Origin of the sequence: Paenibacillus sp. FSL P4-0113, from assembly GCF_038009305.1 — a bacterium.
Taxonomy (GTDB): domain Bacteria; phylum Bacillota; class Bacilli; order Paenibacillales; family Paenibacillaceae; genus Paenibacillus; species Paenibacillus polymyxa_D.
Window position 1 is genome coordinate 5,347,737 of sequence record NZ_JBBPAZ010000001.1, and the last position, 21,088, is coordinate 5,368,824.

General features: G+C 41.6%; 17 protein-coding genes and 1 pseudogene. 15 read left to right on the forward strand and 3 right to left on the reverse strand.

Annotated elements, in window-relative coordinates:
* Nucleotides 1–120 precede the first annotated feature (120 nt).
* The 15 genes and pseudogenes from MKX46_RS23450 to MKX46_RS23520 all read left to right on the forward strand — a co-directional run.
* Nucleotides 121–1,116, forward strand: a complete 996-nt coding sequence (locus tag MKX46_RS23450; protein ID WP_165145161.1) for an ABC transporter substrate-binding protein — start codon at nucleotides 121–123, stop codon at nucleotides 1,114–1,116.
* Nucleotides 1,113–3,161, forward strand: coding sequence for an iron ABC transporter permease (locus tag MKX46_RS23455; protein ID WP_341071850.1), 2,049 nt, complete (start codon nucleotides 1,113–1,115; stop codon nucleotides 3,159–3,161). Before MKX46_RS23450 ends, MKX46_RS23455 begins: the two co-directional genes overlap by 4 nt.
* Before the next feature lie 130 nt (nucleotides 3,162–3,291).
* Complete coding sequence (locus MKX46_RS23460) at nucleotides 3,292–3,603, forward strand: ArsR/SmtB family transcription factor (RefSeq protein WP_023987858.1); 312 nt, start codon at nucleotides 3,292–3,294, stop codon at nucleotides 3,601–3,603.
* A 76-nt stretch (nucleotides 3,604–3,679) separates the two neighbouring features.
* Nucleotides 3,680–4,855: an MFS transporter gene (locus MKX46_RS23465; protein ID WP_250244270.1), complete on the forward strand. Its 1,176-nt coding sequence runs from the start codon at nucleotides 3,680–3,682 to the stop codon at nucleotides 4,853–4,855.
* Nucleotides 4,856–5,090: 235 nt separating this feature from the next.
* On the forward strand, nucleotides 5,091–5,612 hold the full coding sequence (locus MKX46_RS23470; RefSeq protein WP_250244272.1) for a hypothetical protein: 522 nt from the start codon (nucleotides 5,091–5,093) through the stop codon (nucleotides 5,610–5,612).
* Between the two features lie 98 nt (nucleotides 5,613–5,710).
* On the forward strand, nucleotides 5,711–6,385 hold the full coding sequence (locus MKX46_RS23475) for a VOC family protein (protein WP_341071851.1): 675 nt from the start codon (nucleotides 5,711–5,713) through the stop codon (nucleotides 6,383–6,385).
* Between the two features lie 95 nt (nucleotides 6,386–6,480).
* Complete coding sequence (locus MKX46_RS23480) at nucleotides 6,481–6,936, forward strand: GNAT family N-acetyltransferase (RefSeq protein ID WP_341071852.1); 456 nt, start codon at nucleotides 6,481–6,483, stop codon at nucleotides 6,934–6,936.
* Nucleotides 6,937–7,158: 222 nt separating this feature from the next.
* The gene (locus MKX46_RS23485; protein ID WP_341071853.1) at nucleotides 7,159–8,490 is read left to right on the forward strand and encodes a helix-turn-helix transcriptional regulator; all 1,332 of its coding nucleotides are present in this window, start codon (nucleotides 7,159–7,161) and stop codon (nucleotides 8,488–8,490) included.
* 427 nt (nucleotides 8,491–8,917) lie between these two features.
* Nucleotides 8,918–10,288, forward strand: a complete 1,371-nt coding sequence (locus tag MKX46_RS23490) for a helix-turn-helix domain-containing protein (RefSeq protein ID WP_341071854.1) — start codon at nucleotides 8,918–8,920, stop codon at nucleotides 10,286–10,288.
* Between the two features lie 160 nt (nucleotides 10,289–10,448).
* Nucleotides 10,449–10,853: a hypothetical protein gene (locus MKX46_RS23495; protein ID WP_341071855.1), complete on the forward strand. Its 405-nt coding sequence runs from the start codon at nucleotides 10,449–10,451 to the stop codon at nucleotides 10,851–10,853.
* A 766-nt stretch (nucleotides 10,854–11,619) separates the two neighbouring features.
* Nucleotides 11,620–12,963: a WXG100 family type VII secretion target gene (locus tag MKX46_RS23500; protein WP_029516566.1), complete on the forward strand. Its 1,344-nt coding sequence runs from the start codon at nucleotides 11,620–11,622 to the stop codon at nucleotides 12,961–12,963.
* Nucleotides 12,963–13,451, forward strand: a complete 489-nt coding sequence (locus tag MKX46_RS23505) for a hypothetical protein (RefSeq protein WP_029516567.1) — start codon at nucleotides 12,963–12,965, stop codon at nucleotides 13,449–13,451. The genes MKX46_RS23500 and MKX46_RS23505 overlap by 1 nt, the downstream gene beginning before the upstream one ends.
* Nucleotides 13,452–14,175: 724 nt before the next feature.
* Complete coding sequence (locus MKX46_RS23510; RefSeq protein WP_341071856.1) at nucleotides 14,176–14,955, forward strand: hypothetical protein; 780 nt, start codon at nucleotides 14,176–14,178, stop codon at nucleotides 14,953–14,955.
* 149 nt (nucleotides 14,956–15,104) lie between these two features.
* Complete coding sequence (locus MKX46_RS23515) at nucleotides 15,105–15,245, forward strand: hypothetical protein (RefSeq protein ID WP_341071858.1); 141 nt, start codon at nucleotides 15,105–15,107, stop codon at nucleotides 15,243–15,245.
* A 368-nt stretch (nucleotides 15,246–15,613) separates the two neighbouring features.
* A pseudogene (locus MKX46_RS23520) lies at nucleotides 15,614–15,733 on the forward strand (DUF1805 domain-containing protein); the annotation flags it as partial.
* A 265-nt stretch (nucleotides 15,734–15,998) separates the two neighbouring features.
* On the opposite strand, the gene MKX46_RS23525 reads toward MKX46_RS23520, so the two are convergent.
* The 3 genes from MKX46_RS23525 to MKX46_RS23535 form a co-directional block, all read right to left on the reverse strand.
* On the reverse strand, nucleotides 15,999–16,238 hold the full coding sequence (locus MKX46_RS23525) for a DUF3139 domain-containing protein (RefSeq protein ID WP_230584966.1): 240 nt from the start codon (nucleotides 16,236–16,238) through the stop codon (nucleotides 15,999–16,001).
* 590 nt (nucleotides 16,239–16,828) lie between these two features.
* Nucleotides 16,829–18,073, reverse strand: coding sequence for a hypothetical protein (locus MKX46_RS23530; protein WP_341071859.1), 1,245 nt, complete (start codon nucleotides 18,071–18,073; stop codon nucleotides 16,829–16,831).
* A 614-nt stretch (nucleotides 18,074–18,687) separates the two neighbouring features.
* Entirely contained in the window at nucleotides 18,688–20,964 is a 2,277-nt protein-coding gene (locus MKX46_RS23535; RefSeq protein WP_029516571.1) for a preprotein translocase subunit SecA, read from the reverse strand.
* Nucleotides 20,965–21,088: the final 124 nt, after the last annotated feature.

Genomic DNA, 21,088 nt, shown 5'->3' on the forward strand with positions numbered 1-21,088 from the left:
CTGTTTGCGATTCAATTTTAGATTTATCTGTATTGACAAAAGTCACTAAGCCCTATAATCTTTTACTGATAATGATTATCATTTTCCAATGCAATATACATACAGGGGTGATTGAGAGAAATGAAAAAGATGTTGAATAGCCTATTATTATTTGTAGTTTTTACTATTGTATTGGCGGGCTGCGGTGCGGCTGGGGATAGCTCGAAGACGGAAGGTACTGCAGGGTCTGAGCAGACATCCACAACGGCTGGTCCGGTTACGGTTAAGGATGACCATGGGGAAGTCAAGCTGGACAAGCCAGCGGAACGTGTAGTTGTACTCGAATGGACGTTTACCGAGGACCTCATTGCACTTGGCGTACAGCCTGTCGGTAATGCGGACAATGAAAACTACAAGCTGTGGGTAACACCGGAGGCGAAGCTGGCTGATACCGTAACTGATATCGGCACACGGGGCGAACCGAATCTAGAAGCGATTGCGGCGCTTAAGCCGGATCTTATTATCACTAACGCCGATAACAATGCAGCGATCTATGCACAACTTAAGGGGATTGCACCAACGATAGAATTCGATCCTTACAAGGGGAACGGCTATGATTACGACCGTATGGTCGAGATTTTCAAGCAAGTCGCTGTGGCTACTGGAAAAACGGAACAGGCTGATAAGGTCCTAAGCGAACTTGACCAGCACTACGTAGAGGCAAAGGCTACATTAGAGAAAGCGGGCAAAGCAGACTTTCACTATGCGCTGACACAGGCCTTCACAGCTCAAAATGCTGCCAGTCTGCGAATGTTCAAGGAAAATTCGGTTGTAGTGGGAACGCTCGCGAAAATTGGCATGGTGAACGACTGGAAGTCGGACAAGACCGAGAAATATGGGTTTAGCACCGTTGGCATTGAAGCTCTTCCAGCTGTGCAGGACAGCAATTTTATCTATATTACGCAAAAGACGGACGATGTATTTGGAGCCGCGATGAAGAACAACTCGGTATGGAACGGACTAAACTTTGTCAAAGAAAAACGGACCTACCCACTGGACGGCACAACATGGACGTTCGGCGGCCCAATCTCATCCAAAGTACTGGTTGATCAGGTAGTCGGAGCCCTGACGAAATGACCCGAACAGACACAACGGGTTTATCGAAGACTTGGCGTGTAGGAAGCATCTTTGGGGGCGGATTGATCGTCCTCATCGTGCTTTTTTTTGTAAGCTTGTGTTATGGAGAGGCTTCGATCCCGCTTCACACGGTAATTGAGGCGTTGACCCAGCGTCAGGATACGCTTGAACATAACATGGTGTGGGATCTCCGGATGCCGCGTACGGTCATCGGAATCCTGGCTGGTGGTGCGCTTGCCATCGCTGGTGCTTTGCTTCAGGCCATCACCAAAAATCCGCTGGCGGCTTCTGATACACTAGGAATTAACGCTGGTGCCTACTTTGTGGTTGTCCTTGGCGCGGTGATGTTTCCCGGACTGCTGCATCAGGCGCCGTTTCTATTTGCCGCTGTCGGCGGCCTGCTGGCAGCGGTACTCGCTTACTTCATGGGCGGGGGACGAGCGGGAAGTCCGATTCGGTTGGCGCTTGCCGGCTTGATTGTATCCATGGTTCTCGGTTCGTTTACCGGAGCTTTGCATATCTTTTATTCATTTGAAACGCAGGGACTGTTTCTCTGGGGTTCTGGCTCGCTTGTGCAAAACGACTGGAGCGGGACGACTTACGCCTGGCCCTGGGTTGTAGGACTCTCGGTCATTGCCGTTCTGCTGTCAAGGCAGTTTGATGTCCTGGATCTGGATGAGTCCACATCCACGTCACTCGGACAGAAGGTTAGTTTGACCCGGGCGGTGGGAATTGTATTGGCTGTCCTGCTGTCGACCATTACAGTCAGCGTCATTGGACCTATTGGTTTTGTGGGTTTGGTAGCTCCTCATTTGGTGCGCTTAAGCGGCCTGAAAATGCATCGCTGGGTGCTGCCTGGTTCCTTTCTGTGGGGGGCATTACTGTTGACCGGCGCTGACGTGCTGGCGAAGATGGTTCACCAATCAAGCATGGATCTGCCGACCGGAGCAATGATGGCCTTGATTGGGGCTCCTTGGTTAATTTGGTTGATTCTGTGGAAGATGAAGCTGCCTTCTGGGATTAATGGACAATCTTCAATGAACATAGGTGTGCGCTCTCGGAAATTACCATATGGCAGGCTGGTCACGTTGCTTGGGTGCGGTGCCGTGCTGTTGACCGTATTCAGCCTGATGTTTGGAGGGATGCGAATTCCGGTTGGCGATTTACTGTCCGGCCTGTTCGGCGGTGAGAACGCAAATTCAGCCTTGCTGCAGTTTAGAATTCCGCGCACGCTGGTGGCAGCCGGGGCTGGTATCGCGCTTGCGGTCAGCGGTGTCTTGATCCAATTAGCCGTTCGTAATCCCTTGGCGGATGCCTCGATCATTGGTGTTTCTTCAGGGGCTGGCTTTGGCGCACTTGCAGTGATTATCGTTTGGCCTGGGCTGCCTGTTTATATGCTGCCCATCGCGGCGATTGCTGGAGCGACGGTGTCGGCGGCGGTGATCTTCTTTTTATCATGGAACAAGCACCTAAACCCGTCTGTGGTCATCCTACTTGGGATTGCCGTATCAGCGATCGGAGCAGCTGGCATTCAGATACTGATTATCCAAGGTTCGCTTTGGGGCAGCACAGGATATATTTGGCTGACGGGTAGTACCTACGCTCGAAACTGGGGGCAAGTGGCCACCATTCTGGCCTTTCTGCTCGTGTTGTTGCCAATAGCCTGGTGGCTAGCTCGCCGTTTCGATCTATTGGTATTTGACGATAGCAGCGCCATGGGACTGGGACTTCCGGTGCGCCGTACCCGGCTGCTGGCGATGGCAGTGGGTGTGCTGCTGGCAGGCGGAGCGGTGGCCTGTGTGGGAACAGTTGGCTTCATCGGGCTGATTGCTCCGCATATCGTGCGTACGTTGATCGGGCACCATGTACGTCGCTCTATCGTTCTGTCTAGCATCTTGGGAGCGGTAATGCTGGTGCTGGCTGATACGATTGGACGGACAGTGCTTGCGCCGACTGAAATTCCTTCCGGATTGCTGATCGCACTGATCGGTGCACCGTATTTTCTGTACTTGATGTACCGCTCCAATAAGAGTAAGTCAGTGTAGCTGAATATGTACTTGAACAGGCTGCTTCCCAACGGATTTTCCGTGGGGAAGCAGCCTTTATTATTAATTTTTCAACGTAATCATTGGACTTTATATTTACAAATCTAATAAAATAGATATAATATTGTGTATGGAACCGTCATTGATTTATAAAGCATTGTCAAACGAAACTCGTCGTCTAATTATGTTGTGGTTAAAAAAACCAGAAGAGTTTTTTGATGAACAGGCTTATCTAAAACAAGGGCTTAATTTTCAAATTGGTGTATGTGTGGGAGATATTCAGGCTAAAGCAGGACTTGCGCAGTCTGTGATTTCAAGTTATTTATTAACGATGCAAAAATCCGGTTTGTTAGAGTCTGAGCGTATTGGGAAGTGGACGTACTATCGTCGAAATGAAAAAACAATCCGGGAATTTGCCGAGTACGTTCAAAAGGAACTATAAACAGAAAGGAGGTTTTTTTTCACATTACATATCTACAAATCTATATATATAATTAAATTGGAGGCTTATACTTAAAATGAAAAAGGTTAACCCGTTACTTATTATCATTCTGGCTTTAGGTGTATTCGGCATTATTACAACGGAAATGGGAATTATAGGCGTTCTCCCTCAAGTAACCCAAAAATTCAATGTATCAGCTGCCCAGGCGGGTTGGCTCGTTAGTATATTTTCTTTCGTTGTTGCCCTTTCAGGTCCGTTTTTGACCTTACTCGTTTCCAGCATGAATCGTAAAGTCATTCTATTAACCGCTGTATTCAGTTTTGTCATCTCCAATATAGTCTATGCCTATACCACTCATTTTGAGGTCATGCTCATTTTTCGTGTTCTTCCTGCTATCTTTCATCCTGTCTTTTTTTCGGTCGCCCTCGTGACTGCAGCTCATCTTGTCCCTCCTGAAAAGAGTAGTAAAGCCGTCACCAAGGTTTTCGCTGGAATTACAGTAGGATTTGCGTTTGGCGTGCCTTTGACTTCCTATCTTGCTGAAAAGATATCGTTAGAAGCTGCTTTCTTATTTGGTGCTGTCGTAAGCATGATTGCATTTGTGGGAATACTCGTATGGCTTCCTTCCCTGCCCGTTCAGGAAAAGATGTCTTATGGCAAACAGCTTGGTATATTACGCAAACCTCAATTGTGGTTCAACATTGTGACTGTTATTTTTATCTTTGCAGCTATGTTTTCGGTGTATAGCTACTTTGCCGAATATCTTGGACAAGTAACTCTTATGAACGGGTCATGGATCAGTATGATGTTGATGGTCTTTGGAATCGTCATGATTTTTGGAAACTTTTTATTCGGGGGATTATTACATAAAAATCTGACCAAGACCGTAATTATGTTTCCTTTGCTATATATGGTCATTTACGCATTCACTTATGCTCTGGGTGCTTCTTTCCTACCGATGATTGTGGTTGTGCTCATTTGGGGGGCCGTGCATTCTGGGGGGCTTATTATTAGTCAAACATGGTTAACCACTGAAGCAAAAGAAGCTCCAGAGTTTGGTAACAGCCTGTTTGTCTCATTTTCTAATCTAGGTATTACGATAGGGGCTGCTACGGGCGGGTGGTTTATCTCTCACTTGGGAATACACCAGCTCATCTGGAGCGGACTGATGTTCGCACTGCTAGCGTTCTTATCTATGATTATAAAAATAAAAATATTCAATTCGAATGCAGCGGAAGCCAACGTGCGTTAAAATATGGAGAGACATTAGAAGAGTACTCTACAAGATGACCATAAAATGATGCATGGGGTGATGTTGATTGCATTTCGTATGGACTTCGATCTTAATGACCTTTGTAATCGTCAGTGGGATCTTGGCGTTGCTTATCTGGGGAGTGATATCCTTAATTAAGCGTTTTCGCTAATCGCAATGAAGGAGTAGACATCTCTAAGTATTAGAAATTATATTATCTATGGGGAGGTATCTGATGGATATTCGAATGTATCACGATCTGGAGGCTCAATTGGAAGAAGTGATTTGGGCTCTTGGAGAGGAAGCAGCTCTTACACTCCCCATAGATAGCGATATGGCCGAGGAAAAAGCACAGAAGGCCTGGGATCTAATACCTGAACCTAAGCATACATGGGGCATTACAGGTGTAACCTTGCATCAATACGTTCAAATTCTCAATTATAACGGACATACTCAGCGATCAGTAGAGCTTTTAAATGAGGAGATTTTAGATTTGGAAGGTACAGGGCACCGGATTATACATGCTGAACCTTATATTCAGATGGCGGAAACACTTCTTCTTCAAAGCAAGCCTGTATTAGCTCATGAATATCTCCAGAAGGCATACTTGATTGGAAGTGCAAGAGCATTTCGGGACCAGCCCAAGCTTTATCTCGAAATGGCAAAAAGTAAAGCTCTGGATGAACAGGATATATTACTTCGATTTAAGGCATTGGATGTGAATGCCAAACTTCTAAGCGATTTAAAGGATAATTAATAACCAATGTAATGACCTCATACAGTCTGAGATAAAATGCTGATCTGGATACGACGGACTAATGGGCTTCAATATTATTTATGGGGAGGATCAATGTATTGAAATTAAAAGAAGTGCTCTTAGGCACCCACAGTTTCGAAGCAATGAAAGCTTTTTACGGCTCTCTCTTGGGTTTGCAGGTTGTGGAGGAAAGCCCTTCGCGGCTGTCGTTTCAAGTAGGGGAATCGGTTCTTGCTTTTCAGGAATCCTCCCACATGGAAAATGAGTTTTATCATATTGCGGTTACCATTCCAACGAATAAATTTATAGAAGCCAAACAGTGGGCTATCAACCGTGGGATTTCATTGATTTCAAGGAACCAAGATGATGAGTTTTTTTTCGAAAACTGGAATGCAACCGCGTTTTACTTCTATGATCCGGATCAAAACCTCGTTGAATTCATTGCCCACCATACACTCGATAATGCAGTCACTGAAGCTTTTGGGCCCAACTCTCTACTTCGTATAAGCGAGATCGGTCTTCCGGTCGATGACGTCCCCGAAGTATCTAGGATAATCACCGAAACGTTCCAACTTGATTCATGGGGAGGGGCTGGACAAAAATTCGCGCCGCTAGGGAATGTAGAAGGATCATTTATAGTCATAGACAAGCAACGGCCTTGGTTTCCTGATGATAGGCTTCCGGCCGTATTTAATACCAGTGTCTTGTTTGAAGGTCCATACTCTGCCAGTCTTTCACTGCATAATGGTTTGTATGAATTGAGGTCAACCTAAGTTAGGGCTTCATCTCATCGCCACCACCCCTGGATTTCTAGAATAGATCAATAAGAGGAAAATCCGGGGATTACCATACATATAGGAGAGAATAGATGAATATTAGACTACTAAATTCAAATGAAAAATATCCAATAGAGCTCTTGTTACTAGCTGATCCTTCGCACCAACTTGTTGAGGAATACTTAAAAAGAGGGCAGTGTTTTGTAGCAGAGATTGACCATCATATTGTTGGAGTCTATGTTCTTTTACCTACAAGACCTGAAACAGTTGAGTTAGTGAATATAGCAGTATCAGAAGATATGCATGGTAAAGGAATAGGCAGACAATTAGTGACACATGCCATTGAAATAGCTAGGGCACAAGGTTATAAAACGTTAGAAATTGGTACAGGAAACTCTAGCATTGGACAGTTAGCTCTCTACCAAAAATGTGGTTTCAGAATTGTAGGTGTAGATCTAGATTTCTTTGTCAGACATAACTATGTAGAAGAAATTTATGAGAATGGCATACAATGTAGAGATATGATTCGTATGTCTCAGGATTTGTAGAGCTTATTTTCTTTGCAAACCCTTCAAAGGTATCTTAAGTAAGGTTCTGAAAGGTATATGATATTGTGCCAAAAGATGGTACAATGAATTGCGGAAAGGCTATACAATCATTGGATTGCAATAGTCCTTTTTTAATGAGTTGATATCCTACTAAGTTCCTGACAAGGGGTGGTTACTTTGTACAACACAACAACCACGATACTCACAGAGATAACAAAACATATGAAAGATCATGATTTAATCCTAAGTGATTTAGCTAGAGAAGCAGAAATGAATCCGGGCACCATGAGCAGTATTATTAATGGGAACCGCACGCTTTCAGTCGATCAGCTAGACCGAATTACACAAGCGATGGGCTATCCCGTTGGTTATTACTATGAACGCTATGTGTCTGAGTATTTAGCAGAGGCTAATCCGAATTGGCGTCGAATGAGTCCTTTCATACATAATTGTGCGAGACTCAATAAATTGGACTGCATTCATGATGTGGTTAATCTATTGATGGATAAATTAGGCTATTCAGAATCCTTATTTGAGCTTGCCGAAGAACTTTTTAGAGAAGGGCTTTACGAAGCGGCAACTATTCTGTATGAGAATGTGGCTCTAAGTGAGAAAAAGCAATATTCAGAACGTTTGGCAATTTGCCAATATCGTTTGTTCCAAACGAGACAAGGAGATAATCAAGAGAAAAACTATGAAGCAGCCGTTCAATTTGAAATATACGTTGATCGACTAGATGAGATAGAACAGTTAGATGCATTAAAAGATCTAGCGAATACATACCGTTCTTTACGAAAATGGGACAAAGTAGAATTATTCGCTAAAGCTCTGGGAGACAAAGCCAAAATTCAATATAACATGGAGCAACAACGGCATCCTTCCAAAAAAGAAAATGCAAAGAAACCAAGCTTTCCTCTGTTTGCTTATTGGGCTTTTTCTCATTTACTTCGTGCAGAAGTTTGTGAGGCCCATAAAGATTATGAGAAAGCACTTCAGCATACGTACACATATGGTGACTTAAGTTGGGTGAAAGAAACTGATGAAACTACTTTGAAGTGGAAAATGAGATATGAAGAATGGTCTAAAGCTAATACTTATGTAAATAAACTTCATGCTGGTGAAATTGCTGTTTTGGCTGATTATGTAACATTTTTTTCTTCAAGGAAAGAAGAGTTGCTTTCCGGATTAGATAACATACTTGAAGCTGCTAATCGATATCATCTAAATGTTGATCCTATTCTAAATCAATTTCAAACGGAAATTTTAGCTTTGCTGGATAAACCTGAGTGTGTAGGTACGTACAATCAACAATTAGTTATAGAACGTTATGTTCATTTTGCAAATGAATTAGCGGTTTACTACTTTAACAAAAATAATTTTGCAGATGGATTTACTTTTTTGTTAAATTGTTTGGAAAAATCTACATTAATCAAAAATAAGTCGTATATAATTAAGTGTGTAAAGATGTATGAGTCCTATCAGGAGTGTGCAGCATCTGAGACGAAGATAGCATACAGAAATTTAATTAATGAGGTGGATAATAATGAAACGTGAAGTAATTCTATCTTTTTTAGTTACTAGTTTTATACTAGTAGTAGTAGTTCTCCCTCTTCAGTATCAAGACAAGGGGTCTATTTATGAGCCCACTGGACAACACGGAGGATTGTGAGAATAAAAAGGTCTCCAGTATAGGACACAGTATAACCTAAAAATATACTATTATTAAGTGGTTAGATGGAATGATCCGTCTAGCCTTTTTATTGCGTGTTTTGCTGTATATAAGCAAAATGAGGAAATCCTCTTTTGAGGAATATATGTAAAAAGTGCAAAAATGTAATGTGTGCTGTTGTAAACAACGAAGGGTATATGACTTTGTTCCAAAAGACAATGATGGGATAAAGTAATTTTTACTAACTGTTTCTCATTACATGGTTTAATTATGTATTATATGTCGAGTTTATGTTGAAAGGGTGGTTTATCTATGGAGATCACACCTACGATTAGAGCAGAAGTTCAAACCTATCTGATACGGAAAAGCTTAACCATGACCGAGTTTGGTCACATGATTGATTTGAATGTAGGGACAGTTAGTGGCATTGTGACGGGCAACCGATCAATTTCAGTTCACCAGCTAGATCGCATCACTATGGGAATGAATTTACCACCAGATTATTTTTATGAACGTTATATTGAAGAATGTATTGAGGAAGAACCGCTCAACTGGCGAAGAATCAGCCCTTTTTTGTACCGCTGCGTGGAGTTAGGGCGACTTGATTGCTTGCGAAGAGTTGTAGGTATGTTGCTAGATAATCCTGTTTATCTTCCTTCACTTTTTGAAGTAGCCGAGGATTCTTTTAAAAAAGGTTATACTGAAGCAGCGGCGTTCCTTTATGAAAATGTAGCAGAAGGGGAGAGATATCAGTATTCAGAACGATTAGCGGTTTGCCAGTATCGATTGTTTACGATTCGTATTAGAGACGATCAAGAGAAAAACTATGATGCAGCCGTTCAATTTGAGCCTTACGTTGATCGGTTAGATGAGGTAGATCAACTTGATGCACTAAGGGCGTTGGTGAATACATATCGTTCTCTACGAAAATGGGCTAAATTGGATGCGTTTTCCAAAGTATTAGGAAATAAAGCAAAAATACAATACAAAATTGATCAACAGCATCATGAAAATAATAAATATACAAAGATGCCGCTATACCCTCCATTTGTCTACTGGGCATTTTCGCATTTAATACGAGCTGAAGTTTGTGATGCTAATAAAGATTATGATGCAGCGCTCCAACATATCCAGAGATATGCCGATTTAAGATGGGTAGAAGAGAAAGATGAAACGACCCTAAAATGGAAAAGCCAATTTAAAGAATGGGCAACTGCTAATATTTATGTAAATAGGCTTATGTCAGGCGACTTAGGTGTAATCCCTGATTATGTTGCTTATTTCTCTTCAAAGAAAGATGAAATACTCCCTGCAATAGATAATATAATTGAGGCGGCTAATCGATATAATATTAATGTAGATCACATCCTTGAAATGTTTAAAACTGAAATTCAATCTTTTTTGAATGAACAAAATCAGGTAGGCGTATATACTCAACAAATCAGTTCAGAACGTTTTACTCATTTATCAAGGGGATTGGCAATCTATCATTTGCGTAAAGGGAGATTTTCAGAAGGCTTCGCATTTTTGTTTAGCTGTTTGGAAAAGTCTGCTGAATCTAATAATAGAATACAAGCAATCAGATGTATGAGATTGTTTACACATTTTAAAGAACATGCATCTGCTCACACGAAGGAAGTCTATGGAAATCTGATTAAAGCGGTCAACGAAGATGAAGAGTAAGCTGATCCCACCATTCCAGTTTATGTTAGTAGCAGTGAAGGCACCTCCTATTGAGCATTGAGAGAATGGCTCGAATTACAGACCAACGGGTCGCCACGTGGCAGTCTGAGAATAAAATGCTCTCAAGTTCAAAATCACAGCCATTAGAAGGAGTAAGAGTATGAAGACAGATAAAATAAATGATACCTACTATGCTGGATTTGAAGGAGAACCAGAAATAAGATTGATTTATACAAATTCAGATAAAAGCTATGTATTGAAGATATGGAATGGATACTTTGATACATTAATGGATTGTTTGGTTCAACTAGAATCTGCACAAAGTAATATACTAAGTGAATATTATGCCCACGAAGGCTGGTATGAGGAAAGTCCATGGGAAGTGGAAAATATTAGAGAGACCCTACAATTGTTTGATTCATTTGATATTAAATATTTGACCGAGGAAGAAGCGAAAAGTTTGACTAATATATTACCTGTACTTCCTGATCTTAAGAACGATATAATTATATTGTTACAGAAAGCCGTCAATGGAAACGGCAATGTGTTCATTGAGTATGATTAATATTTTATAAGCTTGCTCCTTTAACAATAAAATGGGAGCAAGCTTTTTTGCATAGTTAGTCAATTAAATAAAGGGTCGATAAAGAAAAGGAGCTATTGCGATGGGTTGGCTTCTTTTATTTTGGGATTTTTCTGGGAAATCTACTTATTTCCTTTTATACATAAAAAAACGATTGTATACACCACTCCAGCAATGAGGCTTAGTATAAACGAGATTGATAAAGTTCTGAAAATAAAAGTAGAAGTGGGTACTGTATAAAATTTAAACATACCGTTGATTGAAGAACTCATTGTTGTTGGCCCTTTAATAAAGGAATAATAAATTCCTACACAAAAACCGTAAGACAAATACTTAATTAGATTTTTTTCAAATTTACTCATTTACTAGCCTCCAATAATGTTTATGGAAAAGGTGAAATTTGTACTATGAAGCCATTCAAAGTTATATAGGAAAAGCCTTTAAATATAGCGTCCTAGAATTATATAGTAAGGATGTTTATTGATATTATGTCAATTATATTATTATAAATCAAAAAAAGTAATAATGATATAATCAATACTTGATCACTATCATATGGATAGAACAGCTAAAACTGACTTAGGCATCATCTAACAGCGTTATACACTACTTTAGACATAATAAATCTGTTTATTTCAGTTCAAATGTCACATGGATTAAAAGGAAATAACAGGATAGCAGATGGATTTCCCTAAATCACCCCTTCTGATAAGATTATTTCCATCAAAATTAAAGTGGGCGTGGTAGAATGGGGAGAATATTAGTTCCACCTGACAAATTGATGGAAGTGGCTGATCAGTTCTTACACAGAAAGCATGAAATGGAACGTATGCTGAATTTTTTGAGTGGACGAATTGATTTTGTCCAACAAGGCTGGTCTGGGGCTACCCAAGAGAGATTTTTTCAGGAGTTTCAGGTTTCTCGACAATCCATGAGTGTGACGATTGAACGACTATCGACAGTAGCACAAGAACTTATTTTTATTTCAAAAAACTTTGCAAAGGTGGACGGGGAAAAAATCGTACTGGATGTGCCGTGGCTCGGAGCCCCTGTTAAAAAAGCATCCACAGGTGAAGGTTGGTTACATAAAATTTTTGAACAGATTGGACAAGCTGAGATCACTAAGGCTGAGGCTCAAATGGAAGCTAGCAAACTTCAAGGAGAAATCCTTTGGGATACTGCACAGGGAGCAAAAGGAGCTATTCAGGGGAATTTGACAGTGGGGATATGGCCTGATAAAGAACGGAATTATGATCATCCCATGGCAGCTAAAGTAGGAGAAATTCTCGGAAATGTAGCTACAACATTGCAAGGGGCAGGTGAGGTAGTAGCTGGAATAGGTGGAGAAGGATTATCCGTTGCTGTTTCATCTACAGGTGTAGGGAGTATCATTGGGGTACCCGGATTAATTGGATCGGCAGCTTTGGCGGCGCATGGAGCTACAACTGCGGTTAAAAGTGCAAAAGGAGCAGGGGAAAGCTCAGCAGAATTGTGGCAGATGGCGAAAGGAGAAGGTGGAGGCTCATCAAAATCCACTCCTTCTTCGGGAGCTAAGGCAGAAAAGGCACCGCATGTCGTCGAGGGAACCCACAATTACAATAGGGGTAGCATAATTAAGGAAGGAAATAAGACGAAATATACAAACCCTGCTGGCAATGAACTGACATGGGTTGATCAACATCCCAAAAATATTAACCGTGATATTGAAAACTTTATGAATAGCTCAGATGTAGGAAAGGCAACTGAAGCAAAAGTAGCTGGCTTTTTAAAAGAAGAACGTGAAGTCACTGGTTTTGGGCAAAAAATATTAAAGAAAGATGGTCAATTTGCAGGTGATTTAGATGTGGTTACAAAAAATGAATTAATTGAGGTAAAGGCTTCGATCAAAGCAGTTAAAGAAGGACAACTTGAGAAAATGACAATTACTACTGATAAGCTTTATTTTAATCCAGAACAGAAGAAAGTTATACTTTATATTGATAAGCCTTTGGGCAATCTATCTCAAAGTAATATAGAAAAATTAGATAATATCAAGAAGCTAGGAGTAACTGTTGTAAATTCCTTGGAGGAATTAAGAAAGGTGGTTAAGTGATGGGGAGTTCGGCTTTTATTTTAATAGAACGAGAAAAATATACACCTGAGAAATTACTAGGAGATGCAATCGTAGCTGCCTTTCATGCAGATGCTGGATTATATTTTGACAATGATAAAAAATATAAGAACGAACAGTTTTTTTCAACAACTCTAAATATATCTTATAACCCACTAGGTGCTGAAAATAACCAGCAGTTTATATTCTATATTGATGGAATTTATAATTACGAAATTAATTATGAGCATGATGAGGATATTAGTGGATTAGATTCAAGCTTGTCCTTGTATCAAGTAGGATGTATTGAAGATGTTTATGGTGTTGAAGAGCTGATTTTTCGATTTATATATGAATATCTCAAGCTAAATCCTACTGACTATTTTTGGATTCCTGATTACGATTGGGTCTACAGTTGGGAAGATATGCAGAAGTTCAGATCTCTGCCCTATGATCCAAACTGGTGCTATAAAAATCCTAAATCAATATAATTCACAACGATTAATGAATATCTATAAGCTTGCTCCTTTAACAATAAAATGGGAGCAAGCTTTTTTCATAGTAATTTATCTGATAAAGAAGATAATTTGCATGCACCTAAGAATTAAGAGGTGGGTTTAAACAGGAGAGTCTCCAATCAGGCTACTAACTTAGCGATATGGGTAAAGTATACGGAAGGTGCGTGAATGTTATGAAGTATGAAGTATGATACATTCTTAAAATTATGGGAAGAACAAAATAGTCTAATGAGACTATTGTTCTGTGAAAATAAAGTGTTAGACTGAAAAACAAAGCATTAGACCGTGAAAAATAAAGTTGTAGACTGGCAGCCGGCATTAGCCAACGGGCAGGATAACGCAACCATCAGATGGACTTATGGTTCTCATTTGATACAATTTATCCCAGAAGTATCTTCGAGGGTTAATGAAAAGCAGCGGTGATGAACTAATAGGAGACCAACACAAAAAAGTGGTAGTTTATGGATATGCAATAGTCTACTATAGGATCTTATTCTCGGTTCGTCTGAACCGATTGTAACGGAGATTCATGAAGTGCCTGGAGAGATGGAAATAAAAGTGTTGTCTGACAATGGACAGAGCGGGATTGGAAGAGCGGAAGTGAAGTGGCAAAGCCCGTAAGCGTAGGTCACAGCTCATAATACGAACGGAGAACTATAGCTTAACCAAGAAATTACTGGAAAATGCGGAGGGTAATTTGGATCGTAATTCGCTGGAATCGAGCGTAGATTCACTTCGCAGACAACTGGTGGCACTACGCGCCGAATGGAACTTGGTACTAAAAGGAGGGGCAGGACACATGCAAGAAGAACAGGAAATATTCGCGGGCGACGGATATAACAGGTCGTACGCAATGGCTACGGGTATGCCGATTTTGAATCTTAGGGGTAGCATACCGCGTGAAAGTAACGGCCAACTACCGTTTCCGTGGGTGACAACGGGCATCAGGATTGATAAAGAACAGATGTTGGAAACCGTTATGAAGCAAAAGACACTCGAGTATTTGTTTAATATGCAATTCAGTAAGGAGGAAATGACCGACCGCAATTTGGTTGTAGGCTGTTATGAATACAGGAATCCGAATGACAAGGAACAAATAATGCTATATGCGCTGGTTTCGTTGAAGGAATTTCTCGCGAGATACGGCGATGAACGGGCATTGGAGATTCTGATGCGAGTTGGCTGCACATACGAGAAGATTATGGAGGAATGTGATGAAGCCATTAAAGAACACTTTGCAGTGTTGCGCCGGTCACTTCATTTAAAGAATTTGAGGGACAAATATGATGTCGTTTACGAGTGGAGTGAAGAGGAAGGGGTAAAGACGTACATAATCAGATACACCAAATCGAGTTATACGAAGATTAAAGCTAAATCATTCGAAGAGTTGACCAAACTCTATGATGAGCAACGGAAGAAGGATGCAAAGAAGACGTTCGCGACTCTGGAGCCGTTAGAAGCATTCATGCAAGCATAAGAAAACCGCCCCTTTACGGGGTGGTTATTCAACATTTCATTGAACGAAGATTCGAGGAATATCCAGCGATAGAGAGGATTCTCGACAGTCGCATCGGAAAGTGCTGACCCGTACGCCAGATATGGTCGAATGGGGACTGATGGAAGACGTTGATCCAGCCGATTATTTCGGCAAAACCAATAGAGGTAGAACGATTTAAGGCGATTGGAAGCCTAGCGATTCAGGGAGAATTTATCGCCTCGGTGTTTCTTACTGACGGTAAGCCGACGGCAGCACCGAAACGGTTGTAGATATATCGCATGAAATAATTTAGCACCACTTGTTACGCTAACAGAGAACGTTAGTTCAATAAACCAGCGGCAGTCTAGGACTTTATTTTCAGGTCCTTGACTGCCGCTGGTTTTATATTTGGGTCAGTCTAAAACTTATTATTCCAAGTCTGACGATTTAGCAATTCAGAATCAGCTTAGGACCAACAAATCCAGTCTAAATCTTTATTTTCATCGGACAACTATTAGAGAGGAGGGATTTAAGAATCGGAAAATTTTTTATCATGGATTTGATAAGAAGTATTTTCGGTTATTTTCATTGTGGGCTGGGACTTGCAAAAATATTGGAGGCTTATAGCATAAACAAAGAGGAGGTGCATGAAATCACCATGATACACATGGAACCTATTCAAGTGGGTGAGCATACATTTATCGGAGTCGAGGTCAAACTGCCTAAAACAACGCTGTTAACGATCTCTAACTCCCGTGGTTACATCATGTGTGGTGCGTCTAAGATGCGGCTATTTCAGGGGATATAAAATTTTCTTTATTTAAGCCTTAAAGTCAAGCAGGACAAGCTTTCATAGCAGTTTTCAATTTACTGATCTTTACTGATTCATTCTATTGAAATCTTATAAATGACTGAATTTTGTGACCTCTTGGAGGAGGACAAGCATGTGACTGTGCATTGCATTTCCGTTATAATCCTTCAAAGAATAATTATACGCCCCATCATCTACTCCTTTAATGGGGGCTTAGCTACGCTGAATAATTTTATCTTGCTCTTTTAAAATACCTTGCATTGGTTTCGTCCTTAAAAATAACTTGTGTACTAACTAAGGGAGCTTTACCTATTTGAGTTTTAACTGAATAAATTTCAGATGGTTTGTATCCTTGAATTTTTACAAGATAATCGAATACTTTATTTTGAGTATCACTTTTAGCGTAACTACTAAGCATCCAAACGCTTGCGAATATCATTACTATAAAGATTGCTATTCCATATTTTCTCATAACTATCTCCTTTGTTGGAGCAAGCTAAAGTGGCGCTACCAATGACGTAATATTTGCTTCGAACCGTTACTTAAGAAAAGGAGCCGTTGCGATTTGGACAGCTTCTTTTGCTTTGGAGTTATTCAAAGAATCTACTTATTTCCTCTTATACACAAAAAAGTAATTGTATACACTACTCCAGCAAAGAGGCTTAGTAGAAACGAGGTTGATAATGTTCTAAAAATAAAAGTAGAAGTGGGTACCGTATAAAATTCAAACATACCGTTGATCGGAGTACTCGTTGTTGTTGGCCCTTTAATAAAGGAATAGTATATTCCTACAATAAAACCGTAAGACAAATACTTAATTAGATTTTTTTCAAATTTACTCATTTGTGAGCCTCCAATAATGTTTTTGGAAAAGTAGAATTCTTGTACTATGAAGCCATTCAAATTAGTATAGGAAAAGCCTAGTATTAAAAAAAATCTTTGTTAAGCTAACGGGAAACGTTAGTTGAAATCTGTTCATTGAGAGGAATGTTACATGAATGAAAAACAAAGTTTGAAGATTATTGTTACCATTTAGCTGGTATTAGATCTGGAAGAGAAGAATTATGGGTTTTTCTTGGTTTTAGGCAACACTTCGACTGCTATCTCAGCCCATTTGACAGAGCCGTACGGTGAACTACCTCCCACAAATACATCTGGACTTAGAATATTGACCAGATAAGTGCCAGGTTTTTGAATAACGACAGAACCGCTAAAGAATTTATCCTGTTTGAGGGGGATAACGGTCTTTTTTTCAACTTCAACAAAAACACCGTTCTGAAATGCTGCCACTCCAAAAGAAACTTCATTGCTTTCCAGATACGTAGCTGTCACGACTCCAGCAATTGCTATTGGGTCTCCAGCCTGTACACGGAGGTACCCCTGTGTCGGCTTGGTGAAGCGGATGTCATGCTCGTTCTCGGGATGGTTGTATCTAATAGGGACGGAGGACGGGTTTAATACTTTGCGATGCACCATAATCTTAACAGATCCTTTATCATTAGTGGTAATTTCCAACGGATTTGGACCGGGACGAAGCTCAACTGAATATTCAATCCGCCGAAATGTTTGCCCATTTATTATAATCGGCTTTCCAATGCTTTTTTCTTTTCCCTTAAACGTGCTAATGCTACCTCCAATGGAACTTGTCATGCCACCGTGCCCTGTATTTACCATAAGATAAGCATGCCCGAACTCTTTTTGTACTAATGCACTAAAAGTGATTTTTTCCTTATCCGTTGTATACGTTGGATGAAGCGCTTTAACTACTTTGTCGTTCCAGACCCAGTGCATGACTCCATTACTCCATGTATAATTTATTCCCATCTTAGGCAGAAGTGACGCTGGAATATACAATTGATCGTTTTTCATAAACGTTTTAGGGATTGGCTCATCCAGCGCTGTCATGGTTCCGTCTTCGTATCTGAAAATCTTTGCTTGGTTAGGCATCAACCGAAATGAGGAAAAAGGTACCGAGTTCTCAGTGTCAAACTCCGCCCACGTGCTGCCTGTCTTTGCATCCCACTTGGTGGTTGCCAAGTGAGCTGTTTCCAGCCATTTGAACGGGAAATACAAGTGATTATTTTTCTTCAGCAGGGGAGCGGTCTTTATGGAGACGGAATCCAGCGATAAAGAAGATTTGTTTAATTCGGCAGTCAGTTGGTGCGGAACCAGATAGAACACAGCCGCATCCTCTACTACAACGGGAAGATTGGAATTTGAATTCTCCGCATAACTCAGAGGCGCTAGAAGCAGGCCAGAAATAAGAAGGCAGGAAGATACAAGTAGAGAAACAAAAATTCGTCTCATTGAATAAACACCCAGTTTCATTTTTTTATCATATATACCAGAAAAACGAAAAAAAGTTGCGTATATATAGTCTTTTACTCTGACCATTAGCCTTTTTGAATAACTTAGTTCTTTCATTCAACTGCTTTCTTATTTTGTTTTATGACAAGCTTTATGATACTTCGACACGACTTTTACTATAAGATAAAAAAGACTAATTTACTTTGGAGGTGTCTTTTTGGAGTTATTTCTATTTATACTTAACATTTTAGTTATCCTCCTTTCTATTGCTGGCGGAGTGCTTTTAATTGGATTAGTGTACAGAGGATATGTACTGCTAGGTTTACTTATTGCTGAGAAAAAGAGAAGAATAACGGATCAATCTCAAAATCAGGCTTGACTATTAGCCCAACATCCGATGGCGGTTACATTCTATAGAATGGCTGCTTTATAGCGGATACGCTTGTTGCCATTGGCATATAAATCCCTCCTCAAAATGAGTGCAAAAAAGCCGCCATAGCTTTGGCGGCCGTGATTGGTAGGTATGTTTATACCGATTATAAAATTGAGGAATCCAAGCGGACGTCCGAAGTCAACACGGAGTCAATGCTCATCCTCGAAAAAGCTACGCTGCATCAAAACTTTGACAGTTTGAATATAGGCCTCAAAATCTTGCGAATCCCAAAAGCAAATACAGTCATAGCGGTCCATGAGCTGCGCATATTCTGGATGTATTGATCGTTGATTATATAAGTCCGAGTGGAAGTAGGGCTCTTCAGACCGAACTCTTCCCACTCCGCCGGATCATTCGAACCTCCGAGCCTTACAAGCATATTCGCCGACTCGCTATTTACTTTAGCTGGAATTTGTTCGTATGCTTGGGTGATTTGTGCATGAAATTCGTCGATCGGATTGCCGCTGACAAGGCTTTCCAAGTGGATGCCTTCACGAAGGTAAGAAACGTATGCTAGATGGTCGGCCCAGAACTTGTCGATATAAAAAAGCCGTACGCGTTGCTCCAAAGGACTCATCAGCTTCTTGCCTTTTAAAATTGCGAGCCGCTCCTCGTATAGAATTCGTCGCTGTTCCTCTACCATATCCGAATAACGGTTTAGTTCTTGATGGATATCGAAGTTCTGGCCCATAATAACGCGCTGAATATGCGCGATTTTGCTGCGTAGCACCGGGTCTTCGAGAGTCTCATCCTGCCTGTGGGCGCGAATCGCTTTATCGATGCCGAATCGAAGTAACAACTCGTCCTCTAAGCTTACGAAAAATACGGAAGCTCCAGGGTCGCCTTGGCGCCCAGAACGCCCGCGCAGTTGGTCGTCGATCCGCACGCTTTCGTGCACATGCGTACCAATCACGTACAACCCGCCCAGCTTGGCGACAACTTCTGCTTGCGTAGGGTTGCCACCGCCGATCCGAATGTCGACGCCGCGTCCCGCCATATTCGTAGACACCGTCACGGCGCCGATTTCTCCCGCTTTGGCAATGACCTCGGCTTCTTCTGCGTCGTTTTTCGCATTCAGGATATGGCAAGGTACGTCGGCAACCGCTAGCGCCTTTGCCAGCATGTCCGACTCCTCCACGCTTGACGTACCAATGAGAATTGGGCGTCCCGTCGCATGTACGGACGAGATTTCTTGTACAAGCGCCTTAAGCTTGGCTTCTTTATGTGTATAAATTCGGTGCGGATGGTCGATCCGTATGTTTGGCCGGTTCGGCGGAATTTGCACGACCTGCAGTGCATAAATCTCTTTGAATTCCATGGCGGAAGCGTACGCGGTAGCCGTCATTCCGCAAATTTTTGGATACAGGCTAATGAAGTGTTGAAGGGTGATCGTCCCGAGAATTTTCCCGCCGACTTTCGAGTGCAGCCCTTCTTTGGCTGCAAGCGCGGCTTGCAGTCCTTCTGGCAAATGCCTATTCTCCGCCACGCGGCCGGTATATTCGTCGATCAGCTCGATTTTCCCGTCCCGGACGATGTAATCGACGTCTTTTTTCAATAACGTTTCCGCATACAACGCGCAATTTAACGACGACAACAAATGACTATTATGGCTTTCGTACAAATTGCCGCACCCCAGCAGCGCCTCCGCTTTCGCAGCGCCCGCCTCATTCAAATAAACGTTCCGCTTGAACTCGTCGAAGTCGTAATACTTATCTTGCTCGAGCTGCCTAGTCACATCTGCGAAACGAATTACGTCGTTGCCGGAAGAATCCGGCTCGCCAGCGATGACTAGCGGCACCCGAGCTTCGTCGAGAAGCAGTGAATCCGCTTCGTCGACGATGACGTAGTGGAAAGGACGATGCACGGTATCGGCTTCGCTTAGTGTGATCGTGTCGCGCAAATAATCGAATCCCGCTTCTTTGGCCGTCACATAGGTTATATCCGCGGCGTACGCTTCTCGTTTCTCGGACAAGCTCATGCCCGCTTGAACCGATTTTACCGTTAACCCGAGGAAACGATAGATCGGACCCATCCACTCCGCATCCCGATTTGCCAAATAATCGTTAAAAGTGAGCACATGAACGCCTTCGCCGGTCAGCGCATTTAGATAAGCAGGCATAACAGCAGAGAGCGTTTTTCCTTCGCCGGTATGTTGCTCGATCACAAATCTCTCGTGCAGAGCGATGGCAGCCATAATCTGAACATCGTAAGGCTGTAATCCGAGCTTTCGCTTCGCTGCCTCGCAGACTAGTGCATAGGCATCGACAAGCAGTTCGTCCAAAGGCGTACCCGATTCTGCTTCCTTTTTCAGCCGGAGAGATTCCGCTTTCAGCCGCTGATCGTCCCATGCTTCCAAATTCCGTTTCCTAATGAGCTCCGCTTTGTCCCGATAGCCTTTCAGCTTATTCTGAGTATCGCGGTCTTTGAATTTTTGCATCAACTTGACGGCTAAATTCATTGGAATTTGATCCCTCCTCGCTAGAAACACGCAATTCTAATAGTGGCTAAAGTATAATCAAACTCTATAACAATAGCAAAGTTTGGAATAAAAAAAATATATGGAAATGTCAAGGGTCAGCTTG

Coding starts and splice junctions, on each gene's coding strand:
- MKX46_RS23465 (WP_250244270.1), top strand. CDS start 3,680: ATGAAAAAGGTTAACCCGTTACTTATTATCATTCTGGCTTTAGGTGTA.
- MKX46_RS23455 (WP_341071850.1), top strand. CDS start 1,113: ATGACCCGAACAGACACAACGGGTTTATCGAAGACTTGGCGTGTAGGA.
- MKX46_RS23535 (WP_029516571.1), bottom strand. CDS start 20,964: ATGAATTTAGCCGTCAAGTTGATGCAAAAATTCAAAGACCGCGATACT.
- MKX46_RS23490 (WP_341071854.1), top strand. CDS start 8,918: ATGGAGATCACACCTACGATTAGAGCAGAAGTTCAAACCTATCTGATA.
- MKX46_RS23460 (WP_023987858.1), top strand. CDS start 3,292: ATGGAACCGTCATTGATTTATAAAGCATTGTCAAACGAAACTCGTCGT.
- MKX46_RS23480 (WP_341071852.1), top strand. CDS start 6,481: ATGAATATTAGACTACTAAATTCAAATGAAAAATATCCAATAGAGCTC.
- MKX46_RS23495 (WP_341071855.1), top strand. CDS start 10,449: ATGAAGACAGATAAAATAAATGATACCTACTATGCTGGATTTGAAGGA.
- MKX46_RS23470 (WP_250244272.1), top strand. CDS start 5,091: ATGGATATTCGAATGTATCACGATCTGGAGGCTCAATTGGAAGAAGTG.
- MKX46_RS23450 (WP_165145161.1), top strand. CDS start 121: ATGAAAAAGATGTTGAATAGCCTATTATTATTTGTAGTTTTTACTATT.
- MKX46_RS23485 (WP_341071853.1), top strand. CDS start 7,159: ATGAAAGATCATGATTTAATCCTAAGTGATTTAGCTAGAGAAGCAGAA.
- MKX46_RS23505 (WP_029516567.1), top strand. CDS start 12,963: ATGGGGAGTTCGGCTTTTATTTTAATAGAACGAGAAAAATATACACCT.
- MKX46_RS23525 (WP_230584966.1), bottom strand. CDS start 16,238: ATGAGAAAATATGGAATAGCAATCTTTATAGTAATGATATTCGCAAGC.
- MKX46_RS23500 (WP_029516566.1), top strand. CDS start 11,620: ATGGGGAGAATATTAGTTCCACCTGACAAATTGATGGAAGTGGCTGAT.
- MKX46_RS23530 (WP_341071859.1), bottom strand. CDS start 18,073: ATGAGACGAATTTTTGTTTCTCTACTTGTATCTTCCTGCCTTCTTATT.